Source organism: Methylobacterium aquaticum (assembly GCF_016804325.1).
In the GTDB taxonomy this organism is placed as follows: domain Bacteria; phylum Pseudomonadota; class Alphaproteobacteria; order Rhizobiales; family Beijerinckiaceae; genus Methylobacterium; species Methylobacterium aquaticum_C.
Window position 1 is genome coordinate 5,904,644 of record NZ_CP043627.1, and the last position, 18,079, is coordinate 5,922,722.

The following is an 18,079-nucleotide window of genomic DNA, read 5'->3' on the forward strand; positions in this document are numbered from 1 at the left end:
GAGACTCATAAAGTTTGATCAAAACATTGACTTATCTCTTCTTTCGTGCAATATTGTTATTGTCGAAACCGGCCGGTGCATCGCATTCGCGCCGATTGATGCTAGCCAATGAGCCCTGTGATGATCAAAACACCACCCTCCCCTACCCAGCGTCGATGGCGGCCGCAGCCCCGACAACGCGCACTCCGCTTCAACCTTTTCGCCAAGGCCCCCGCTCCGGGGGCCTTCTCCGTTTCAGGAGCACTCTGATGAGCGCCAAACCCGCTACCCAACTCGTCGCCGAAGTGCCGCTGCGGCCGATGACACCGGCGCTCGTGCTGTTTGGGCGCGATGATGCCGGCCGGCCCCGCGCCGCCTGGTTCGATGCCAGCGAAGCCAAGCTCGCAGCACATGCAGCCGAGGTGATGAACCTCCGAGTGGTGCAACTCGCCAACGACGAGCAGCGCGCCTTCGCCGATCAGTTCACACATGGCCGGCTGTTCGGCAGCGGCCGCGCCTTCATCCCCTACATCCGGCGCGAGCTCTTCCCCCGCCTCCTCGAACTGGCCGGCGTGCAGGTGGATCCAGACGGCACGGACCTGGCTCCTGCCGCTGAGGATGGCCCGCCCGCGGCACCGCAAGAGCCGGAGCGTGGATCGCTGCCCCGCGCGACGTCGGCAGCCCCTCTGCCGCCCGCTCCGCCCGGACCCTTCGTCGGGCACAAGCTGCCTCGCGAGCGCGACGAGATCGGGCTGGGCAGCGTCGTCCTCGCCCACGAGGGGCCCGATGACCTTTGGTGGGAGGCGGAGGTGATCGGGATCAACGGCACCGTCCACTCGCTGCGCTGGCGCGACTACCCGACCGAGCCCACCATCCTGCGCCGCGCCGACGAACTCGCGCTGCTGCCGCCCGCTAAAGCCTAGCCGTTCCGCGCCCCCACCCGAGCCACACAGGTTGGCTCGGGTGTCCAGCGGCCGGCCGCCCGGCGCCGCCGCTTACCCTCCTTCCGACATTCGAGGCTCCTATGCTGACCACCGTCCTCGACGTGGATCGCACCCGCGCGCTCAACGACATCCTCCGCCGCTCCCTCTCGGGCGGCCTGCTGATGCTGACCGCCGGCGTCATCGCCCTCGGCCGCGAGCGCCAGCAGACCATTCTCGACGCCATCGCCGCCTTCGACGACTTCACGCCCGACAACGATCCCCGCGGCGAACACGACTTCGGTGCACTCGAGGTCGCGGGCGAGCGAGTGTTCTTCAAGATCGACTACTACGACCGCGCGATGACGGGGCACTCCCCGGATCCGGCCGACAGCAGCATCACGACGCGGATGCTGACCGTCATGCTGGCCGGGGAGTACTGACGTGGCTGGGCGCAGATTGCCGGCCTCGGCCGTCCCCACTCCCGGGCCATGGTTGGTGCGCGGCGCGGCCGAACCGGGCGCATCGCCCGCGCAAACCATGCTCAGGGTCGAGCCGGCGGCCGAGGACCGCCCGGGTGGCTGGCCCTACTTCATCCGGCGGGATGCACCTGTCGAGCCCGGCGGCTCCCACTTGCACATCGCCACCGGCATCCAGCGGCTCGCCGATGCCCAGCTCCTCGCCGCTACGCCGGATCTCGCGGACCGGTTGCTCGCGCTGCTCACGGCGCCCGCACTCCGATCGCGCGACCTCGACGCCCGGACCCGCGCGGCGATCGATGCAGCTTGGGCGCTCCTCGTCCGAGTTGCCCCTCAGCTGGAGATCAACGCGTGAGGCGCCCCATGCGCCTGACGCAACCAGCCTCCTCGACCCGGTGTCGAGGTTCACCCGGACTTCGCACGCCGCCCGGCCCGCAACGGCATCGGCGGCTCGGCCCCGGCTTCGGGTTCGATGAACAGAGCTGCAACCGGCACGGCGAGGGCAACCGCCATCGCCTCCAGCGTCGAGATCGTCACGTTCTCCGAGCCGCGCTCGACCCGCCCGACATAGGCGCGGTCGATGCCGGCCGCGAGCGCCAGTCGCTCCTGCGAGAGGCCCTTGGCGACGCGCAGCCGCCGCAGATTCCAGCCGATGAGTGCTCGCGCCTCCATGGCGCGAGAGAGCCAGTCCGCGGCTTGACAATCGACGGACCAACAGTCCCACATTCCGATCATAAGGGCTCGGCCACAGGCCGTTGGCCCGCTCCACGGAACCTCCGCCATGCTGCTGTCCGCCTCTGGAGCCTATTTCTTCGTCGCCTTGATCGCCGCCGCGGTGAGCTACGTCGTGGCGCACCGGAAGGGCCTCAACGCCGTCGCCTGGGCGTGGGCCTCGCTGTTGTTGCTCGTCCCCGCGGCGATCCTGCCGTTCGTGCCCTCACGGCAGAGGCCGGAGCGGTCGAGTGGCATCCTGGATGAGACTTGGCAGGCCCTTCTTGCCTACGATCCCGACATCAAGGCCGCCGCGGGGCAGCTCGCTCCCTACGGCGCACCTGCCCTCGACGAACTGCGGCGGGCTTGGGCGGCGGTGCCCGACAAAGGGGCGTTGCCGTCGATGGTCTCAGCCATCGAGACACGATGGTCGGGCTACACGGCCGCAGGTCTGATGTACCTCGAGACTCAGGATGGGGTTGCGGTGCTGCGGGACGCAGCGGGACATTATCACGTCGGCGAGCGTCAGACCGGCGACCTCCGCACGGCGCGCCTTATCGCCTCAGCCAGCGCGCGGCGGGCACGCACATCCTTGGTGGCTGGCATCATCGTCGGAGTTGCGGTCCTGGCCGCCACGCTGACCGATGCCGGCCCGGCGCGTGCCCAACTCAGCGCAACCGGGATGACGGTACCGAGTTGCGAGACCTACGATCGCGAGCGTCCGCGCGGTGGTGCTTTGGAGCAGCTGTCCGATCTGTTCGGCCTGTCGATCTACCGCTGGGGCGACGCCGAGTACGGCCGCTATCGGGCCTTACTGCTGGACTGCAAGCGCGCGCTTCCAGGCTTCCGCGAGGATATGACACTGCGCGATTGGGCAACTGCCGTCGAGAGCAGCGTCGCCACCCTGAAGACCTACAGCGGCTACGTGAACCGATTCGGCGAGCCGATGGGCCGGCAGAGCGGATCTCGACCCCGTCCGGGCGAGGTGCACTACACCCGTGCCTTCGAGACGCTGTCCTGCGACCGCCTCACCGAGGCGACGATCAACGCTTGGACGCGCGGTGGGCCGGCTGATGCGTCTTCGGCCGCACCGTTTTCGGTGCCTCTGGCGGCATGGCGCTACGAGGTCTGGCGCGCCTTCGAGAACCGCGTGCTGGCTTGCGGCAAGCGGTCCGGTTCGCCGGTCGAAGCCGACGAGAGCTGGATGCGCGTCGTCGTCTCGCAACAGGAGGCGGGGAATGCCGCTGCGATCCGGCAGGCGCAGCAGGAGGAGGCCGCTGGCGCAGCACGGCTTGCCGGCATTCTGAGTCGGGCTGCCGAGGCCGAGAACTCAACCTCGGCCGACGAGATCGCTGGCAAGCTCAAAGCCGTCGATGCTCTCGCGGCGGGGCTGAAGCTCGCCCCTGCCGAAGCCGCGCAGGTTGCGGCGGCACGCGAGCGGATAGGCGCGCGAATGCGGGCAGCCCGAGTGGCCGAAGCCGAAGCCTGGGAGCGGGATCGCCCGGCTCGGCAGACACGAGCCCAGCAGCAAGAAGACGAACTGGCGGGCCTGCAACGTCAGAATCGCGAGCGTGATGATGCGGCAACGGCCGAGCGTGAACGAAACGCCCGAATCGAGGCAGAACGGCAGGCTGGGACCCGGTCGCAAGCCGAGCTGCAGGCGGCGGAGGCGGTAGCGCAACAGCAACGCGACGCAGCTCAGCGCGCCGCCGACCGGGCGGCGCAGGAGCGAGCCGCGGCCGAGACCTCGGCTCGCCTCCGGCGCGAGGAGGAGACGGCGCTGGCGCGTGATCCGTGCAACAGGGTCGAAGTGCGCCGGCAGTTGATGGAGGCCGCCAATGCGATGGACCGCGCACGCTTTGGGGGGCACAAGCTGCTCGATTTGACACGTGGGCTTACGAATTCGGGGCAACCGGATGCAGTACGTTCGTGCGTGTTCGAGGCCGAGTGGTCCTCGTGTCAGCGTGGATTGGTAACGATCACAGTTCGTAAAAATTCGTTCGGTTATAACCTCATCGAAATCCACCCGTGACCGAAGGATGTGACTGGCTTTCTGGTACAAGAAGGCCAGCTGCACCCCAATTTTGATCCTAGCTGGTGCAGCGCAATACATCCCCCTGTGGAAATGGCGCTCGTATCATCGTCATCTTTCGTCGGCGATTACTGACAGTAACTGTTTGTTTACGAATGAGCTATCGGTCGCACTGCCGGCCAAGTTAAAGCGTATTTCGGAATTGAATCGCGAGAACCTCTTCTGGTTTAATAGATCAACATGCTATGCGATCCACTTCGACTCGGTATGTCTCCGCGGTTCCTTTTCGATTACGTTTGGCGCTGTAGAGCGCCGCATCCGCTTGACGCAGTAGCACATTGCGATCCTGCGCAGCCGCGTTCGACAACGCGATGCCGATCGTGCCCGTCACTCGAGCGATATGGCCCTGTCCCTCCGTCACCATCTCCAGGTCGCGCAGAAGTCGTCGCACTTGGCGGGTCAAGTGCCGTCCGATCGAGACCGACAGACATCACCATCCCAAACTCGTCGCCTCCTAGCCTGGCCGGAAAACTCCCGTCGTCGCGATAGACGCGCAACCGATCGGCGACACGGCGCAGCACCGCATCGCCTGCAGCGTGGCCGAAGGCGTCGTTGACACCTTTGAAGCCGTCGAGGTCGATAAGAAGTACGGCGACATCACCATTCAAGGCACGCGCCTCGCGTAGCCGCGCATCTAGAACACGATGGAACTCGGCTCGGTTGGCAAGCTGGGTCAATTCGTCGGTGCAAGCTCGATGACGAAGGCGCTGCTCTAATTCGTGCTGTTCAGTGATATCCTGAATCAAGCCAATAAGAGCGACCGGCTTACCTCTGATCAATTCGATTTCGCACGAGCACCGGACCCGCCGGGGGTTGCCCTTGGCTGTTACGAAATCGGCGTCCATCTCGAAGGGTTCGCCCGTATCCAATGTGCGCATGACTGCGGCGATGAACGCCGTACGATCCGGCTCCGGGAAGTGGTTCATGATATCGCGGTTCGGCACGCCGCCACTGACGGGACGTTCGTGAACGGCGAAAGCGCCATCGGACCAAGAGGTGGACTGCTTCTCGATATCGTAACGGTACGACCCGATATGGGCCATGCGCTCGGCCTGTTTGAATTGACGGCGTTCGCGCTCCAGTCGTTCGACGGTCAGTCGGTGCTCTTCCGCGGCCTCGGTAGCGCGAAGCGCGATGGTTCGGGCGTCGATCAGGGCCTCGGCGATGCAGGCCAACTGCTCCAGAACTTCGAGGTCGTTCGTCTGCGGTCCGCGTGGTTGCTCGTCGAGGACGCAGATCGTGCCGATCGTCACCGCCTCACTTTCGAGGCGCCGGACGCGAAGTGGAACGCCCGCGTAGTAGCGGATATTCGGGGCGCCGGTCACGAACGGGCTGTCGGCGAAGCGCGCGTCGAGGCGGGCATCCGCCACCGTGAGCGGCGCTTCGGTCTCGACTACGACAGGGCAGAAGGCCTGCTCCCGCGGAGTCTCCGGTGCCAGCGGACCGCAGCGTGCCTTGAACCACTGGCGCTCCGGGGTGATTAATGTGATCGAAGACATGCTGGTGCCGAGCAAGGTCTGCGCGAGTTTCGCCAGCACATCGAACTCGCGCTCGGGCGGCGTGTCGAGGAGGGAGGCCTCGGCCAAGGCCTGATAGCGAAGTGCCTCGCGCTGATTATCCACCATAAAACTCGTACCCTCGTCGCCAGACTCGTAAATTTAAAGCCGTCAAAGCTCTAGATGGATCAGATCAGCTGATGACGACCTTGTAGATGGCATGATCAGCCCGCATTCACACGATGGCGTCACATAACGCTACATTAAAATCTACGCCTAGGCCCACTGCGTGTATGGGCCCGGGTATTCATCCGATTCCCGGAAGCTTCCGAGGCATCTACGATGCAAAATCCAGAGCGTACGTCAGGCGGCGATTTCGCAGACGAGCCGATCCGCCAGCCCAAACTGAGAGGCAAAGCTTAAGGCAGGCATCGGGTGACCGTGCAAGTAGCCCTGGAGCTCATCGCAGCCCTTGGCGAGCAATCGCTCCTGCTGTTCTACGGTTTCTACCCCTTCTGCGATAACGCCGAGCCCGAAGGCCTTCGCCATATGTACGATGGACCGAACGATCGCGGCGTCTTCCCGCGACTGGCCCAGATTGCGTACAAAGGATTGGTCGATTTTCAGCCGAGACAGCGGGTATCGCTTAAGCAGGCTGAGCGAGGCAAACCCCGTCCCAAAATCATCGAACGCGATGCTAACCCCGTCGGCATACAACGTCCGAAGCATTCGTAAGGCGACGTCGTTCTGCTGGAGAATTATGTTCTCTGTGACTTCAAGCTCGAGGTTTGCAGCAGGCAGACCGGTTTGCTCCAGGACCGCACGCACCTTCGCAGCAAGGTTACCGTTATGCAGCTGCAGCCCAAAAAGGTTCACGCCGATTCGAAAGCCTGGCGCGTCCTGCCGCCAGATGGCGGCTTGGGCGCAAGCGGTCTGCAGCACCCACTGTCCGACTTGGATGGCTAGGGGGCTTTTCTCGAGAAACGATAAGAAAGCGGCGGGAGATTGCAGCCCGCGCTCTGGATGGTCCCAACGCAACAGGGCTTCCGCCCCCATCAGTCGCCCGTCGCCATCGATCTGCGGCTGATAAAACAGCCGAAATTCGCCGTTCTCGTAGGCGTGACGTAGTTCACTTTCCAGCGCGTGCTGCTGTAGCGCCGCCTCGCGAAACCTCGGAGAGTAGATGCAGTGGCGCTGTCGGCCCCCGGCCTTAGCCGCATAAAGGGCGAGGTCGGCGGCCGAGAGCAGGTCGTCGGTTTGCTTCCCATGCGAAGGATAGTGGGCGACGCCGACGCTGGCGCTCAGATTGAAAGCTAGACCATCCACCGTGAAGGGGGCGGAGAGGAGTTGGATGAGACGTTCGGCTACGGTGCCTGCCCCCTGATCTACGTCGTGCTCGGAGAGGATGACTGCGAACTCATCGCCTCCAAGGCGGGCCACCGTATCCAGCGGACCAGTTGCGCTCAACAGGCGGCCTGCAACGTCCTGAAGCAAGCGATCGCCTGCCGAATGTCCCAGCGTATCGTTGACCTGTTTGAATCCATCGAGATCGAGAACTAATAAGGTCGCATCGACCTGCGCCCTAGTCACTTCATCGAGACGCTGGCGGAGGACTAAACGATTAGGTAGGGCGGTGAGATGGTCACGATGCGCCAGCCGATCTAGGCGTTCCTCGTTCGCGCGCCGACCGGAGAGATCGCGGATGATGGCGCCGAAGCTTGCGCCCCCCTCATCCTGCCACATCGATAAGGCCAGCTCGATCGGAAGCTCCGAGCCGTCCTTGCACAGAGCCCACAGTTCCACCGACTGGCCGACAAGCTTCGGTTTCCCGCCGGCGGCAACGTGTTTGAGCCCACCGCCGTGGCTGCCGCGGAGTCGATGAGGAACGATGAAGTCAATCGATTGACCCTCGGCCTCGGCGGCCGAGAACCCGAGCATGGCCTCAGCGCCCTGGTTCCAGAAGCAAATGATACCCTCGTGGTCGGCGCAGATGATGCCGGCCGGCGAAGTATCCGACATCTGACGGAAGCGGTTATCGCTGGCTTGCTGAGCGCGCGCGAGCCGCCGCAGCTCCATCTTGTCGAGGGCGAGCGTGGCCAAAAGCTTCAGGTTAGCGACATCTTCTGGCGTGAACGCCTTACGCGGGCGGGTGTCGAGAAGACAGAAGGACCCGATCGCCGCACCGGATGGGCCGATCAGCGGCGCACCGGCGTAGAAGCGGACATGCGCCGGCCCGGTCACCAGTGGGTTGTCATAGAAATTCGAGTCCTGGCTGGCGTCGAGGATAACCAGCGGCTCGTCCCGAGCGATCGTAGAATGGCAGAATGAAATGTGTCGATCGACCTCGCAGACTGAGATACCGACTCGGCTAGCGAAAAACGTATGATGGTGCGAAACAACTGACACCATCGAAGTTGGTACGCCGAACAGCGCGCGTGCTAGTAGGTTCAGCGGCTCCAGGTCTCCCTGCATGACGTCGGAGCTGAGGCCGTAGGCGGCCACTGCGCGCAGTCGCCAATCTTCACTCGGTGGTATTTGATCAACACTCACAATGTGTTCTCCCAAACGGCTGATTGCGTCTGGTTTCATCAGTGGTGCACGGGAATGATTAGACGATCCAGGTCTAGAGAGTTTTACGCCGCCTCGGAGGCCTCACGAACCTTCGTAGTCGATTGATCGACCTGCTCGGCCGCTTGGGCAATCGCTTCCATGCTGCTGGCAAGGCTGTTAGCGCCGTGCGAGGCCGTTTGCATTGATGCCGAGATTTCGTGGGTCACCGCCGACTGCTCCTCCACCGCCGCCGCGATGGCGGTTGCGACCTGATCGAGCGTCCGGATCGTGCCCTGGATCGCGCCGATAGCTTCCACCGCCTGCTGGGTTGCCCCTTGCGTCGCACCGATCTGCTGGCGGATCTGATCGGTGGCCTTGCTTGTTTGTTCGGCGAGTTGTTTGACCTCCTGCGCCACAACGGCGAAACCCCGCCCCGCTTCGCCTGCGCGAGCCGCTTCAATGGTCGCGTTGAGCGCAAGCAGATTCGTCTGACTGGCGATCGCCTGGATGAGGGCGACGACCTCGCCGATACGGGTAGCCTGTTCGCTTAAGCCCGCGACGATGCCACCGGTATGCTCGGCCTGGGTAACCGCCCGCCCGGCGATCTGAGAGGCGTGCTGCACCTGGCTGCTGATCTCCGCCACCGAGACAGACAGCTCCTCGGCTCCGGATGCGACGGCCTGGATGTCGCTCGAGACTTGATGCACCGTGCCCGCTGCTGCGACCGTCTGGGTCGTCACCCCATGCACCGCTTGACTGATGGCATTGAGGTCGAGGCTGATGGTTTGAGCTTTTTCGGCCCGGCGCCGGCGCTCGTGCACCTGAGCGGTCACATCGACGGCGAACTTCACGACCTTGACCAGACGCCCATCATCGTCACGAATTGGGTTGTAGGTCGCCTGGATGAAAATTTCCCGCCCGCCCTTGGCAAAGCGGCGATACTCTGCCGCTTGGTGCTCGCCGCGGCCGAGGGCAGCCCAGAACTCGCGGTAGGCGACGCTTTCACGTTCGGACGGATCGATGAAGATGCGGTGATGCTGACCCTGGATTTCGTTCAGCTCGTAGCCCAGCGTATCAAGAAAATTGGTATTGGCATCGAGGATGGTACCGTCTGGCGTGAAGGCGATCACGGCCTGCGATCGGTGCAAGGCGGCGACCTGACCATTTGTGTCAATGCTCCGCGCCTTTTGCGCCGTGATGTCAGAGGCAAAGACGACGATGCGTACGGGCTTGCCGGAGCGGCTCAGCACGGGGTTGTATGATGCCAGGATCCAGACCTCGCTCCGCGCCTTGGTGATCCGTTTGAACTCGCAGGTCTGGGGCTTGCCCTCGCGCAGGCTGGCCCAGAAATCCACGCCCTCCGCGCTATCCCGCTCGTTCGGGGGGAGCAGAAGGCTATGGGGTTGGCCGATCAGTTCTTCGCGGCGGTAACCCATCAGATCGAGGAAGTTAGCATTTGCGTTGCGAATGGTGCCGTCGAGATCAAGATCGAGGCAGCCCCGCGAGCGGTTGATAGCCTCCGTGAGGGCACGCAGCCTGGACCGAAACAACGACATCGACGCGTCCCCCGGCAACGGCGACAGCAGCGCCGCTTGATGCAAACACATAGCCGCTCATCATTAAATCAAGAGTTAAGATGCCGTGCGGGGAAAAATTGCGCGCGCTTCGAAGGTCGTTTGGCGCACAAATCCGGCAGTGAGCATCGATGTCCGATTTAGAATATACACGACTCGATCGGTGTTGTTCTTGCGCGATCTTGAGAAATGCCGATTTCATGCCGTTGCGGCAACCTATTAGAGGCGGCAATCTTAACCGGGGAATCGACCGAGGCGCGTTGGATGATCGCAAAAGCGCGGCCCTCTCCGCCGACCCCTTTTTGATCGGCGGAAAGAAAATTGCCCTACATACAATCGACCACAGCGCAGCTAGGGTATAATATGATCGCCCCCAACCCACTCTTTTGTGCTCTCCCACTTGTCGCCGCGCTGGCGGAGGAGCTTGCATTTGCCCTCACCTCAGATCTCATGGCGGAGCAATATAGCAAGCCAAGCCCAGCCCTCGATCAGATCGCCGCAGCCAAGGCCTTTCTTGAAAAAAATCGGTACCCGGTCGGGCCGCACGCTCAGGAGGTTATCGAAATTGCGAAAGCTCAGGGAGGCTTAGCTTAAGCGCCGGGCAGGGGACCGTGCTTGGCACCTATTGCCATAATCGCAACCTCCGTCCACTCAGTTAAATATTTCTGGTGTCGCGGACAAAGCGAGATTCGTATAATCTGGTCCGCGACACTGATGGGCCTTGATCAAAATGCTCAAAATATCTTACAGGCGAATAGGGTCGGAGATTGTACGGGATCAGTATTGCAGCCAAATCCCATTAATCGATGACATTCCGCTTGTCACTAGGCAGGCGCGAGTTCGCCAATCGGGCTCGTAATCTATATCTGTACACTCGCTACACATTCATGTTCAGCAATTAAAGCCTGATCATCCGGCATGATACGCTTGTGGAAGGCGAGCATCTCATTTTATCGATTTATGTCCTAAAGTAATGCGTTCAGAATGGCGACGACGTTCAATGAGTTGCCAAAGGAATGGCTCCCGAGACCGCGAACGTGGGTGCCCTGGCGCCTGAGCGATGGCACAGGGCCGTGACGCCACAGGAGACTTTTAACGCCGGTTGATCGGGCTAGGGAGCTGGGGCGCCGGTGGCTCGCTGGGTGGGTCGCCCTCGGGCGGGGCTGGGTCCGGCGGCGGGTCGCCGATGGGCGGCAATGGATCGTCTCCCGGCCGCGGCGTGTCCGATTGCATGTCGTTCCCCTCGGAGACGCCCTTTGGTAAGGGCCGGCGACAACGCGCGATGCCGATGAACGTCACGGCCGATTCGACGCCAACCTGCGCCGTGGTGCCGCGTTGTCCACCTTGCGATCGTCGTTCTACGCCGAGTCGGAAGCTGCTCGCGCTCAGAGGGGGGCATGGACGCAGAGATCGAGAGGCTGCGGCAGCGCGAGCGCGAGCGCGAGCTCGAAGCCCGCGTCGCGAGGCTTGAGGCCGAGCGCGGGGATGGCCTGCGCCGGCCGGATCGCGGTCAGCGGACTTCCGCGGCCTCCACCGACCTTCTGTTCACGGCAGCGGAGAAGACCCGTATGCCGGAGATCATCACCGACCCCAACTTGCCCGACAACCCCATCGTATTCGCCAATCGGGCCTTCCAGAACCTGTGCGGCTACGATGCTGCCGAGCTGATCGGGCGCAACTGCCGATTCCTTCAGGGCCCTGGGACCGACCCGGCCGATGTCGCCAAGGTCCGTGACGCCATCGCTGCCCGGCGCGACGTGGTGGTCGAGATCCTGAACTACCACCGCGACGGCACGCCGTTCCGCAACGAGCTCTACGTCAGCCCCGTCTTCGATCCGGATGGGGGCCAACTCCGCTACTTCTTCGCGAGCCAGCTCGACGTCACCCGCTTCCGCACCAAAGAAGGGGTCTTGGCCGAGAGCGAAGCCCGGTACCGGGCGCTCTTCAACGCGGTCGACAGCGGGTTCTGCGTCATCGAGATGCGTTTCGACGCACAGGGGCGCGCGATCGATTACAGGTTCATGGAAGTGAACCCCGCCTTCGCGGCGCAGACGGGCCTGTGCGACGCGGCCGGGCGCTGGGCGAGCGAACTCGTGCCCGGGCTCGAACGCTCCTGGTTCGACACCTACGGCGAGGTTGCGCGGACCGGCCAGCCCGTACGGTTCGAGAGCGGGTCGATCGCGATGGGGCGCTGGTACGACGTCCACGCCCTGCGGATCGGCGAGCCCGAGCAGCACCGGGTTGCCATCCTGTTCAACGACATCACCGACCGCCGCCGTCTTGAGAGCCACCTGGAGGCCACTGCTCAGGAGCGAGCCGACGAGCGCGACATGGTGTGGCGCGCCAGCCGCGACCTCTTCGTGATCTGCGGATTCGATGGTGTCTTTCGCAAGGCGAACGCCGCCTGGACCGAAACGCTCGGATGGGATGTCGCCGAGGTCGTGGGCACCCGCTTCGACGCGTTCGTGCATCCCGACGACTATGCGCGGGCCGCTGCGGCCTTCGAGCGCATCAGCGCCGGGTTTCCGCTGCATGACATCGACGTGCGCGTCCGGACGAAGGACGGCGGGTACCGGTGGCTCTCATGGAATGCTATCCCGCGGGACGACCATTATTACGCCGCTGGCCGCGACATCACGGAACGTCGGGCGCTCGAAGAGCAATTGCGCCAATCCCAGAAGCTGGAGGCCGTCGGTCAGTTGACCGGTGGCGTGGCTCATGACTTCAACAACCTGCTCACGGTTATCAAGTCCTCGACCGACCTGCTGAAGCGACCTTACCTCGCAGAGGAGCGCCGGCTTCGCTACGTCGGTGCCATCTCCGACACGGTCGACCGTGCCGCCAAGCTCACAGGTCAGCTTCTCGCCTTCGCTCGTCGACAGGCGCTGCGGCCGGAAACCTTCGCAGCAGACCGCGCCGTGGCGGCGCTCGCCGACATGGTCGGCACGCTCACGGGGGCACGTATCCAGGTCGAGCTCGGCCTACCCGATGGCGAGCGGCGGGACCTCCACGTCAACGCCGACCCGAGCCAGTTCGATACGGCGTTGGTGAACCTTGTCGTCAACGCCCGCGACGCGATGGACCGCGAGGGCCGCCTGCGAATCGGGCTTCGCCGCGCCGGCCGCATTCCTGCCGTCCGGGCGCACCCGCCGCAGCGTGGCGATTTCATCGCGATATCGATCTCCGACACCGGCGCGGGCATCGCACCCGAGAACCTGGAGCGCATCTTCGAGCCATTCTTCACCACCAAGGTCGTCGGCCAGGGCACCGGGCTCGGACTGAGCCAGGTGTTCGGCTTCGCCAAGCAATCCGGCGGCGAGATCATCGTTGAGAGCGCGGTCGGCGAGGGCACGACCTTCACCCTCTACCTCCCACGCGTCGCTGCGGTCGAAGCTAGCGACCCCGTTGCGGAGCCGGAGGCACTTGCCGACGGACACGGCACCTGCGTCCTCGTCGTAGAGGACAATCTGGACGTCGGGGCCTTCGCTCAGCAGGCCCTGCGCGAGCTCGGCTACTCGACGGTCTGGGCAACGGATGCGTCAAAGGCGCTGGCCGAGCTTGAGCGCATTCCATTCCGCTTCGAGGTGGTGTTCTCGGACGTGGTGATGCCGGGCATGAACGGCGTCGAACTCGCGGCCGAGATCCGCCGGCGCCGGCCCGACCTGCCGGTCGTTCTGACCTCCGGCTACAGCGACGTGCTCGCGGCCGAGGGGACGCACGGCTTCGACCTGCTGCGAAAGCCGTATTCCGTAACGGACCTGTCGCGGGTGCTGCGACGCGCCGTGCAGGAGGCAAGGGCGCGCGGGCGCTGACGGCCGAAACGCGCCGTGGCCTGACCATGAGCAGCGGGAAGATGCGCTTGGTGCCGCCGGTTCCGAACCTCATTCACCTGACCGAGCAAGCGGCTTGGATGCGCGACCAGCCTCTCGCATGAATTCGCTGATGAGTTTGGGACACTAGCGGCAGGATGGTGAGTCTGCGAAAAGGTGCAGGCGGGGCGCGATGTGGCCCTATCGGCCACTCGTAATGCAGAACGACACACCCGGCACGACCGTCAGCGACCCCGCCCGCCTCGCAGCCCTTGATGCGTTGGCCATCCTCGATACGACACCTGAGCAAGGGTTCGACGACATCGTTCGTCTGGCAACCCGTCTCTGCGCGACACCGGTCGCCCTCGTCAGCTTGGTGGCCGCGGATCGGCAATGGTTTAAGGCCCGCGTGGGCTTTCCGCCCTGCGAGACCGCGCTCAATGCGTCGGTCTGCGCTCACGCCCTCGTCGAACCCGATCTCCTCGTCATCCCCGATCTGACGGCAGACCCGCGCACAGCCGCGAACCCGCTCGTCACCAGCGAGCCCAACATCCGGTTCTATGCCGGCGCACCGCTGCGCCTGGCAGGCGGACAGGTCGTCGGCTCCTTATGCGTGATTGATACCGCACCCCGACCTAAAGGCTTGACGCCTGAGCAAGCCGACGACCTGCGCGCTCTTGCACGCCAGGTCTCGGCTCTCCTGGACATGCGCCGTGACGTCGCGCGTCGCGACGAGATCCTCGACAATCAACGCGCCGAACTGCAGCAGGCGCGACGCCTCGACCTCCTCGCCAAAGCCTCTTCCGCACTCGTCTCTGCGACTGATCCGGCGGCCGTGCTCGAACCGATCCTGGCCATGGGCACGCAGGCCTTGGGCTTCGATCTATGCTTCATCTACGATGTCGACCCCGAAGGCCGACACTTGCGGCTGATCCAGTCGGTTGGGACCACCGACGAACAGCGCGCCGTCTTGAGCTGCGTCGATCTCGATTTGCCATTATGCGGGATCGTCGTCCGAACACGGCGGCCCCTCGTGCTGGAGGCCGTGCAGGCGAGCACCGAGCCGCGCTATGCCCTTGCGCGCGAGGCAGGCTTCGACGCTTTCGCGGGCTACCCGATCATGAGCCGCGGCCAACTCGTCGGCGTGGTGTCGTTCGTCTCGACCCGCGAGCCCGCCTTCGACGCTGGAGCTCTGACCTCCTTCGCCGCCCTCGCCCGCCTGATGTCAGGCGTTCGGGAGCGCCTTGATGTGGATGCGGTGCTGCGGGCCAGCGACACCCGTTCGCGGCTCGCCCAGGAAGCCGCCAACATCGGCACCTTCGAGGTCGACGTCGCGAGCGGCCTTGCGCGCGTGTCGGCCGAGCATTGTCGGATCTACGGCGTGCCGGAGGCCGGGGTCTATTCGCTCGAGACGCTTACGGCCCTGGCCGTGCCCGAAGATCGCGGAATTCTGTCGACCCAGGCCACGATCCGGGACGGCACAGCCTCGACCGAGGTGGAGTACCGCATTCGGCGCGCGAATGACGGTGCCTTGCGCTGGATCTCGCGGATTGGACGCTTCGTGCGGGACGACGCCGGCGTCGTGCTGCGCATGGTCGGCACGGTGCAGGACATCACCGCCCGCAAGGAGGCTGAGGCGGAACTGCGGGCCAGCGAAGCCTTGGCTCGCGAGAACATCCAACGTGTTCAACTGGCCCTCGCGGCCGGTGCGATCATCGGCACGTGGCACTGGGACATACCGTCCGACCGGTTCACGATCGACGACGCCTTCGCCCACTCCTTCGGCCTCGATCCGGCACTTGGTCGAGATGGCATCCCGCTGGATCAAATCGTCGCCACCGTGCACCCGGACGACCAAGCGGGTCTGGCGGGGGCAATCAACGATGCCATCGCGCGAGGCGGGGCCTATGCGCACCAGTACCGGGTCCGGCGTGCGGACGGGCGCTACTACTGGATCGAGGCCAACGGGCGCGTCGAGCAGGGGCCGGACGGGACCCCGTTGAGCTTCCCCGGCGTCCTTCTGGACGTGGAGGAGCGGCGCGCGGCCCAGGAGGCGTTGCGGGCGAGCGAGGCGCATTGGCGGGGCCTTTTCGAGCGCCTGAGCGAAGGATTTCAGCTCGCCGAAGCGATCCGCGATAGCGCCGGCGACGTCGCCGACTTCCGAATCATCGACATCAACCCGGCTTGGACGACCCAGATTGGCATCCCGGCGGACCAGGTCGTCGGACACACCGCGCGCCAGCTGTTCGGCGAAGCCGCGCAGGACTGGATCACCGCGTTTGCCCAGGTGGTCGAGACCGGCGAATCATGGGGGTTCACCAAGCAGTTTGCCCCTAACGGTCGCTGGTACGACGGCAATGCGTTCAAGCTCGAAGGCGACCGCTTCGGAGTCATCTTCTTGGACGCGACCGCACGGGTCAGTGCGGAAAACCGCCGCATCGCGCTCCTGGCTCTCGGCGATGACCTGCGAGACCTGACCACGGTCGGCGCGATGACACAGGCCGCCGCCGAGATCGTCGGCCGCACATTGGGTGCGACCCGCGCAGGGTTCGGGCGCATCGTCGGCGAGGTCGAGTTCATCGACATCGAGCAGGACTGGACCGCGCCGGGCCAGGTCAGCATCGCCGGACGACACCGCTTCGACGATTACGGCGACCTGCGGGCCCACCTCGCTCGAGGCGAGCCGCTGGTCATCGACGACGTCACGACCGATCTACGCACCAGGAACGCCCCCGGCCCGATGCAGGCGATCGGCATCGGTGCCCTGATCAACATGCCGGTGCGCGAGCGCGGGCGTGCGGTTGCCGTGTTCATCGTCCACGACGTACAGCCGCGGGTCTGGACGGCCGAGGAACTGGCGTTCCTACGCAACGTCGCCGACCGGGTCGAAGTCGGTGTGGCGCGCGTGCGTGCCGAGGAACTGCAGGCGGTCCTGAATAAGGAGCTGGCGCACCGGCTGAAGAACACCCTCGCCATCGTGCAGTCGATCGCCACGCAGACCTTGCGCGGCGTGAGCGAGCGAGACCTGGTCGAGGCGTTCGAGCGCCGCGTGCTGGCCCTGTCCCGCGCTCACGATGTCCTAATTCTGAAGAGTTGGTCGGCCGCCAAGCTCCGCGCCGTGATGGAGAGCGTGCTGAGTATGCAGACGGACCTGGATCGGTTCGCGCTCGAGGGGCCGGACATGGACATCAGCCCGCAGGCGGCGCTGTCCCTGTCGCTGCTGCTGCATGAGCTCGCAACCAACGCCCTCAAGTACGGCGCGCTGTCCGTCCAGAGCGGAATGGTGCGCGTGAGTTGGCGGACCGGCGGCGGAGCGGCTCCGACGCTGGTCCTCGACTGGACCGAGACGGGCGGGCCGGTCGTGATGCCTCCGCGCAACAAAGGCGGCTTCGGGTCGCGCCTGATCCGCATGGGATTGCTCGGAACCCGTGAGGCCGACCTCGATTTTAAGCCCACGGGCCTCAGAGCTGAGTTCCGCGCGCCGCTCGCCGAAGTTCAAGTTCAGGTCCACTAGTCCGATGGGTCAGTCTCACCCCCCGACCTTGCCACGGGTTCTCGTCGTCGAAGACGACCCGATCCTGATGATGGCGCTGACCGAGTTCGTCGAGAACGCCGGCTGCGAAGCCGTCGAGGCCAGCAGCATCATCGAGGCCATCCAAATCCTAGAGGCCCGGACCGACATCCGTACGGTGTTCACCGACCTCGACATGCGCGGCTCGACGGCCGGAATGGAACTGGCGCTGCTCATCCGCGATCGTTGGCCACCGATCGAACTCCTGATGGTCTCCTCGCAACCGTGGGACCCTGCTCAGATCCCCTCGCGCGGGATTGTGCTCGGCAAGCCGTTCGACCGACGCAAGATCGAGGCGACGCTTCGACGGTTTGCCGAATAGTCTCTCTCAGGGTCGACGGTCGCGCGGAGCGACAAGGCTGCATCATCGGTCGTGCGTGCATCGATGCCGATGAGTGCTGTTCCACGCTCCTGCCGGATTCGGGAACTTAGGACGAAAGTCGTGCGCCGGCATCACGGCACCACGTATCGTAGCTTCAACCTCATTCGGTTGCCAAACGCAGACCCAACTCGCGGACTACCCGAGCAAGGCCGTTGGCAGAGTACGGCTTCTCCAGGAAACGCGCTCCGTCCGGCAGTTGCGCGGGATCGGGTGTGATCCGACCCGAAGCGATGATGATCTTTACCCCGGGCCACCGCCGCCCAACCTCGTGAGCCAGCGCCAGCCCATCGATCGGGCCCGGCATCACCACGTCGGTGAATAGCAGCGTGATCTCCGGGTGCATCTCGAGATAGGCGAGCGCCGCCGGGGTCGTGCTGGCTTCGAGCACGTCGAACCCAGCATCCCCGAACACGTCGGCGGCCTCCATTCGCACCAGCGGCTCGTCCTCGGCCACGAGGGCCACTGCGCCGGGCTTCAGGGTCATCAGACGTCCTTCTCACAAAATCCGCGGCCGTG

Annotated in this window: 12 protein-coding genes and 1 pseudogene; 8 read left to right on the forward strand and 5 right to left on the reverse strand. The window is 64.5% G+C overall.

Annotated elements, in window-relative coordinates; all coding sequences use genetic code 11:
• Positions 1-248 precede the first annotated feature (248 nt).
• The 3 genes from F1D61_RS34480 (at position 249) to F1D61_RS27150 (ending at position 1,733) form a co-directional block, all read left to right on the forward strand.
• A complete protein-coding gene (locus F1D61_RS34480; RefSeq protein WP_246775562.1) occupies positions 249-902 on the forward strand; it encodes a hypothetical protein in 654 nt (217 codons plus the stop codon).
• Positions 903-1,006: 104 nt separating this feature from the next.
• Positions 1,007-1,342, forward strand: coding sequence for a DUF3768 domain-containing protein (locus tag F1D61_RS27145; protein ID WP_203159306.1), 336 nt, complete (start codon positions 1,007-1,009; stop codon positions 1,340-1,342).
• A gap of 55 nt (positions 1,343-1,397) precedes the next feature.
• Positions 1,398-1,733, forward strand: coding sequence for a hypothetical protein (locus F1D61_RS27150; RefSeq protein ID WP_203155202.1), 336 nt, complete (start codon positions 1,398-1,400; stop codon positions 1,731-1,733).
• A 50-nt stretch (positions 1,734-1,783) separates the two neighbouring features.
• On the opposite strand, the gene F1D61_RS27155 is transcribed toward F1D61_RS27150, so the two are convergent.
• Complete coding sequence (locus F1D61_RS27155; protein WP_109961380.1) at positions 1,784-2,050, reverse strand: helix-turn-helix domain-containing protein; 267 nt, start codon at positions 2,048-2,050, stop codon at positions 1,784-1,786.
• A 109-nt stretch (positions 2,051-2,159) separates the two neighbouring features.
• On the opposite strand from F1D61_RS27155, the gene F1D61_RS27160 reads away from it, so the two are divergent.
• Complete coding sequence (locus tag F1D61_RS27160; protein ID WP_203155203.1) at positions 2,160-4,121, forward strand: hypothetical protein; 1,962 nt, start codon at positions 2,160-2,162, stop codon at positions 4,119-4,121.
• Positions 4,122-4,356: 235 nt separating this feature from the next.
• Here F1D61_RS27160 and F1D61_RS27165 read toward each other — a convergent pair.
• The 3 genes and pseudogenes from F1D61_RS27165 to F1D61_RS27175 all read right to left on the reverse strand — a co-directional run bounded on the left by F1D61_RS27165 (position 4,357) and on the right by F1D61_RS27175 (position 9,783).
• Positions 4,357-5,806 (reverse strand): annotated as a pseudogene (locus F1D61_RS27165) (diguanylate cyclase domain-containing protein).
• Positions 5,807-6,040: 234 nt separating this feature from the next.
• On the reverse strand, positions 6,041-8,179 hold the full coding sequence (locus F1D61_RS27170; RefSeq protein WP_203155204.1) for a putative bifunctional diguanylate cyclase/phosphodiesterase: 2,139 nt from the start codon (positions 8,177-8,179) through the stop codon (positions 6,041-6,043).
• Positions 8,180-8,310: 131 nt separating this feature from the next.
• On the reverse strand, positions 8,311-9,783 hold the full coding sequence (locus F1D61_RS27175) for a methyl-accepting chemotaxis protein (RefSeq protein ID WP_203159307.1): 1,473 nt from the start codon (positions 9,781-9,783) through the stop codon (positions 8,311-8,313).
• Positions 9,784-10,164: 381 nt separating this feature from the next.
• On the opposite strand from F1D61_RS27175, the gene F1D61_RS27180 reads away from it, so the two are divergent.
• The 4 genes from F1D61_RS27180 (at position 10,165) to F1D61_RS27205 (ending at position 17,503) form a co-directional block, all read left to right on the forward strand.
• Complete coding sequence (locus tag F1D61_RS27180; protein ID WP_203155205.1) at positions 10,165-10,395, forward strand: hypothetical protein; 231 nt, start codon at positions 10,165-10,167, stop codon at positions 10,393-10,395.
• A gap of 803 nt (positions 10,396-11,198) precedes the next feature.
• Positions 11,199-13,613: a hybrid sensor histidine kinase/response regulator gene (locus tag F1D61_RS27185; protein WP_203155206.1), complete on the forward strand. Its 2,415-nt coding sequence runs from the start codon at positions 11,199-11,201 to the stop codon at positions 13,611-13,613.
• A 214-nt stretch (positions 13,614-13,827) separates the two neighbouring features.
• A complete protein-coding gene (locus F1D61_RS34490) occupies positions 13,828-17,124 on the forward strand; it encodes a GAF domain-containing protein (RefSeq protein WP_246775563.1) in 3,297 nt (1,098 codons plus the stop codon).
• Between the two features lie 4 nt (positions 17,125-17,128).
• A complete protein-coding gene (locus F1D61_RS27205; RefSeq protein WP_048430995.1) occupies positions 17,129-17,503 on the forward strand; it encodes a response regulator in 375 nt (124 codons plus the stop codon).
• Between the two features lie 160 nt (positions 17,504-17,663).
• On the opposite strand, the gene F1D61_RS27210 is transcribed toward F1D61_RS27205, so the two are convergent.
• Entirely contained in the window at positions 17,664-18,047 is a 384-nt protein-coding gene (locus tag F1D61_RS27210) for a response regulator (protein ID WP_203155207.1), read from the reverse strand.
• Positions 18,048-18,079: the final 32 nt, after the last annotated feature.

Excerpts from the sequence above, each read along its gene's own strand:
- F1D61_RS34480 (WP_246775562.1), top strand. The coding sequence starts at position 249 with ATGAGCGCCAAACCCGCTACCCAACTCGTCGCCGAAGTGCCGCTGCGG.
- F1D61_RS27155 (WP_109961380.1), bottom strand. The coding sequence starts at position 2,050 with ATGGAGGCGCGAGCACTCATCGGCTGGAATCTGCGGCGGCTGCGCGTC.
- F1D61_RS27160 (WP_203155203.1), top strand. The coding sequence starts at position 2,160 with ATGCTGCTGTCCGCCTCTGGAGCCTATTTCTTCGTCGCCTTGATCGCC.
- F1D61_RS27175 (WP_203159307.1), bottom strand. The coding sequence starts at position 9,783 with ATGTCGTTGTTTCGGTCCAGGCTGCGTGCCCTCACGGAGGCTATCAAC.
- F1D61_RS27180 (WP_203155205.1), top strand. The coding sequence starts at position 10,165 with ATGATCGCCCCCAACCCACTCTTTTGTGCTCTCCCACTTGTCGCCGCG.
- F1D61_RS27185 (WP_203155206.1), top strand. The coding sequence starts at position 11,199 with ATGGACGCAGAGATCGAGAGGCTGCGGCAGCGCGAGCGCGAGCGCGAG.
- F1D61_RS34490 (WP_246775563.1), top strand. The coding sequence starts at position 13,828 with ATGCAGAACGACACACCCGGCACGACCGTCAGCGACCCCGCCCGCCTC.
- F1D61_RS27205 (WP_048430995.1), top strand. The coding sequence starts at position 17,129 with ATGGGTCAGTCTCACCCCCCGACCTTGCCACGGGTTCTCGTCGTCGAA.
- F1D61_RS27210 (WP_203155207.1), bottom strand. The coding sequence starts at position 18,047 with ATGACCCTGAAGCCCGGCGCAGTGGCCCTCGTGGCCGAGGACGAGCCG.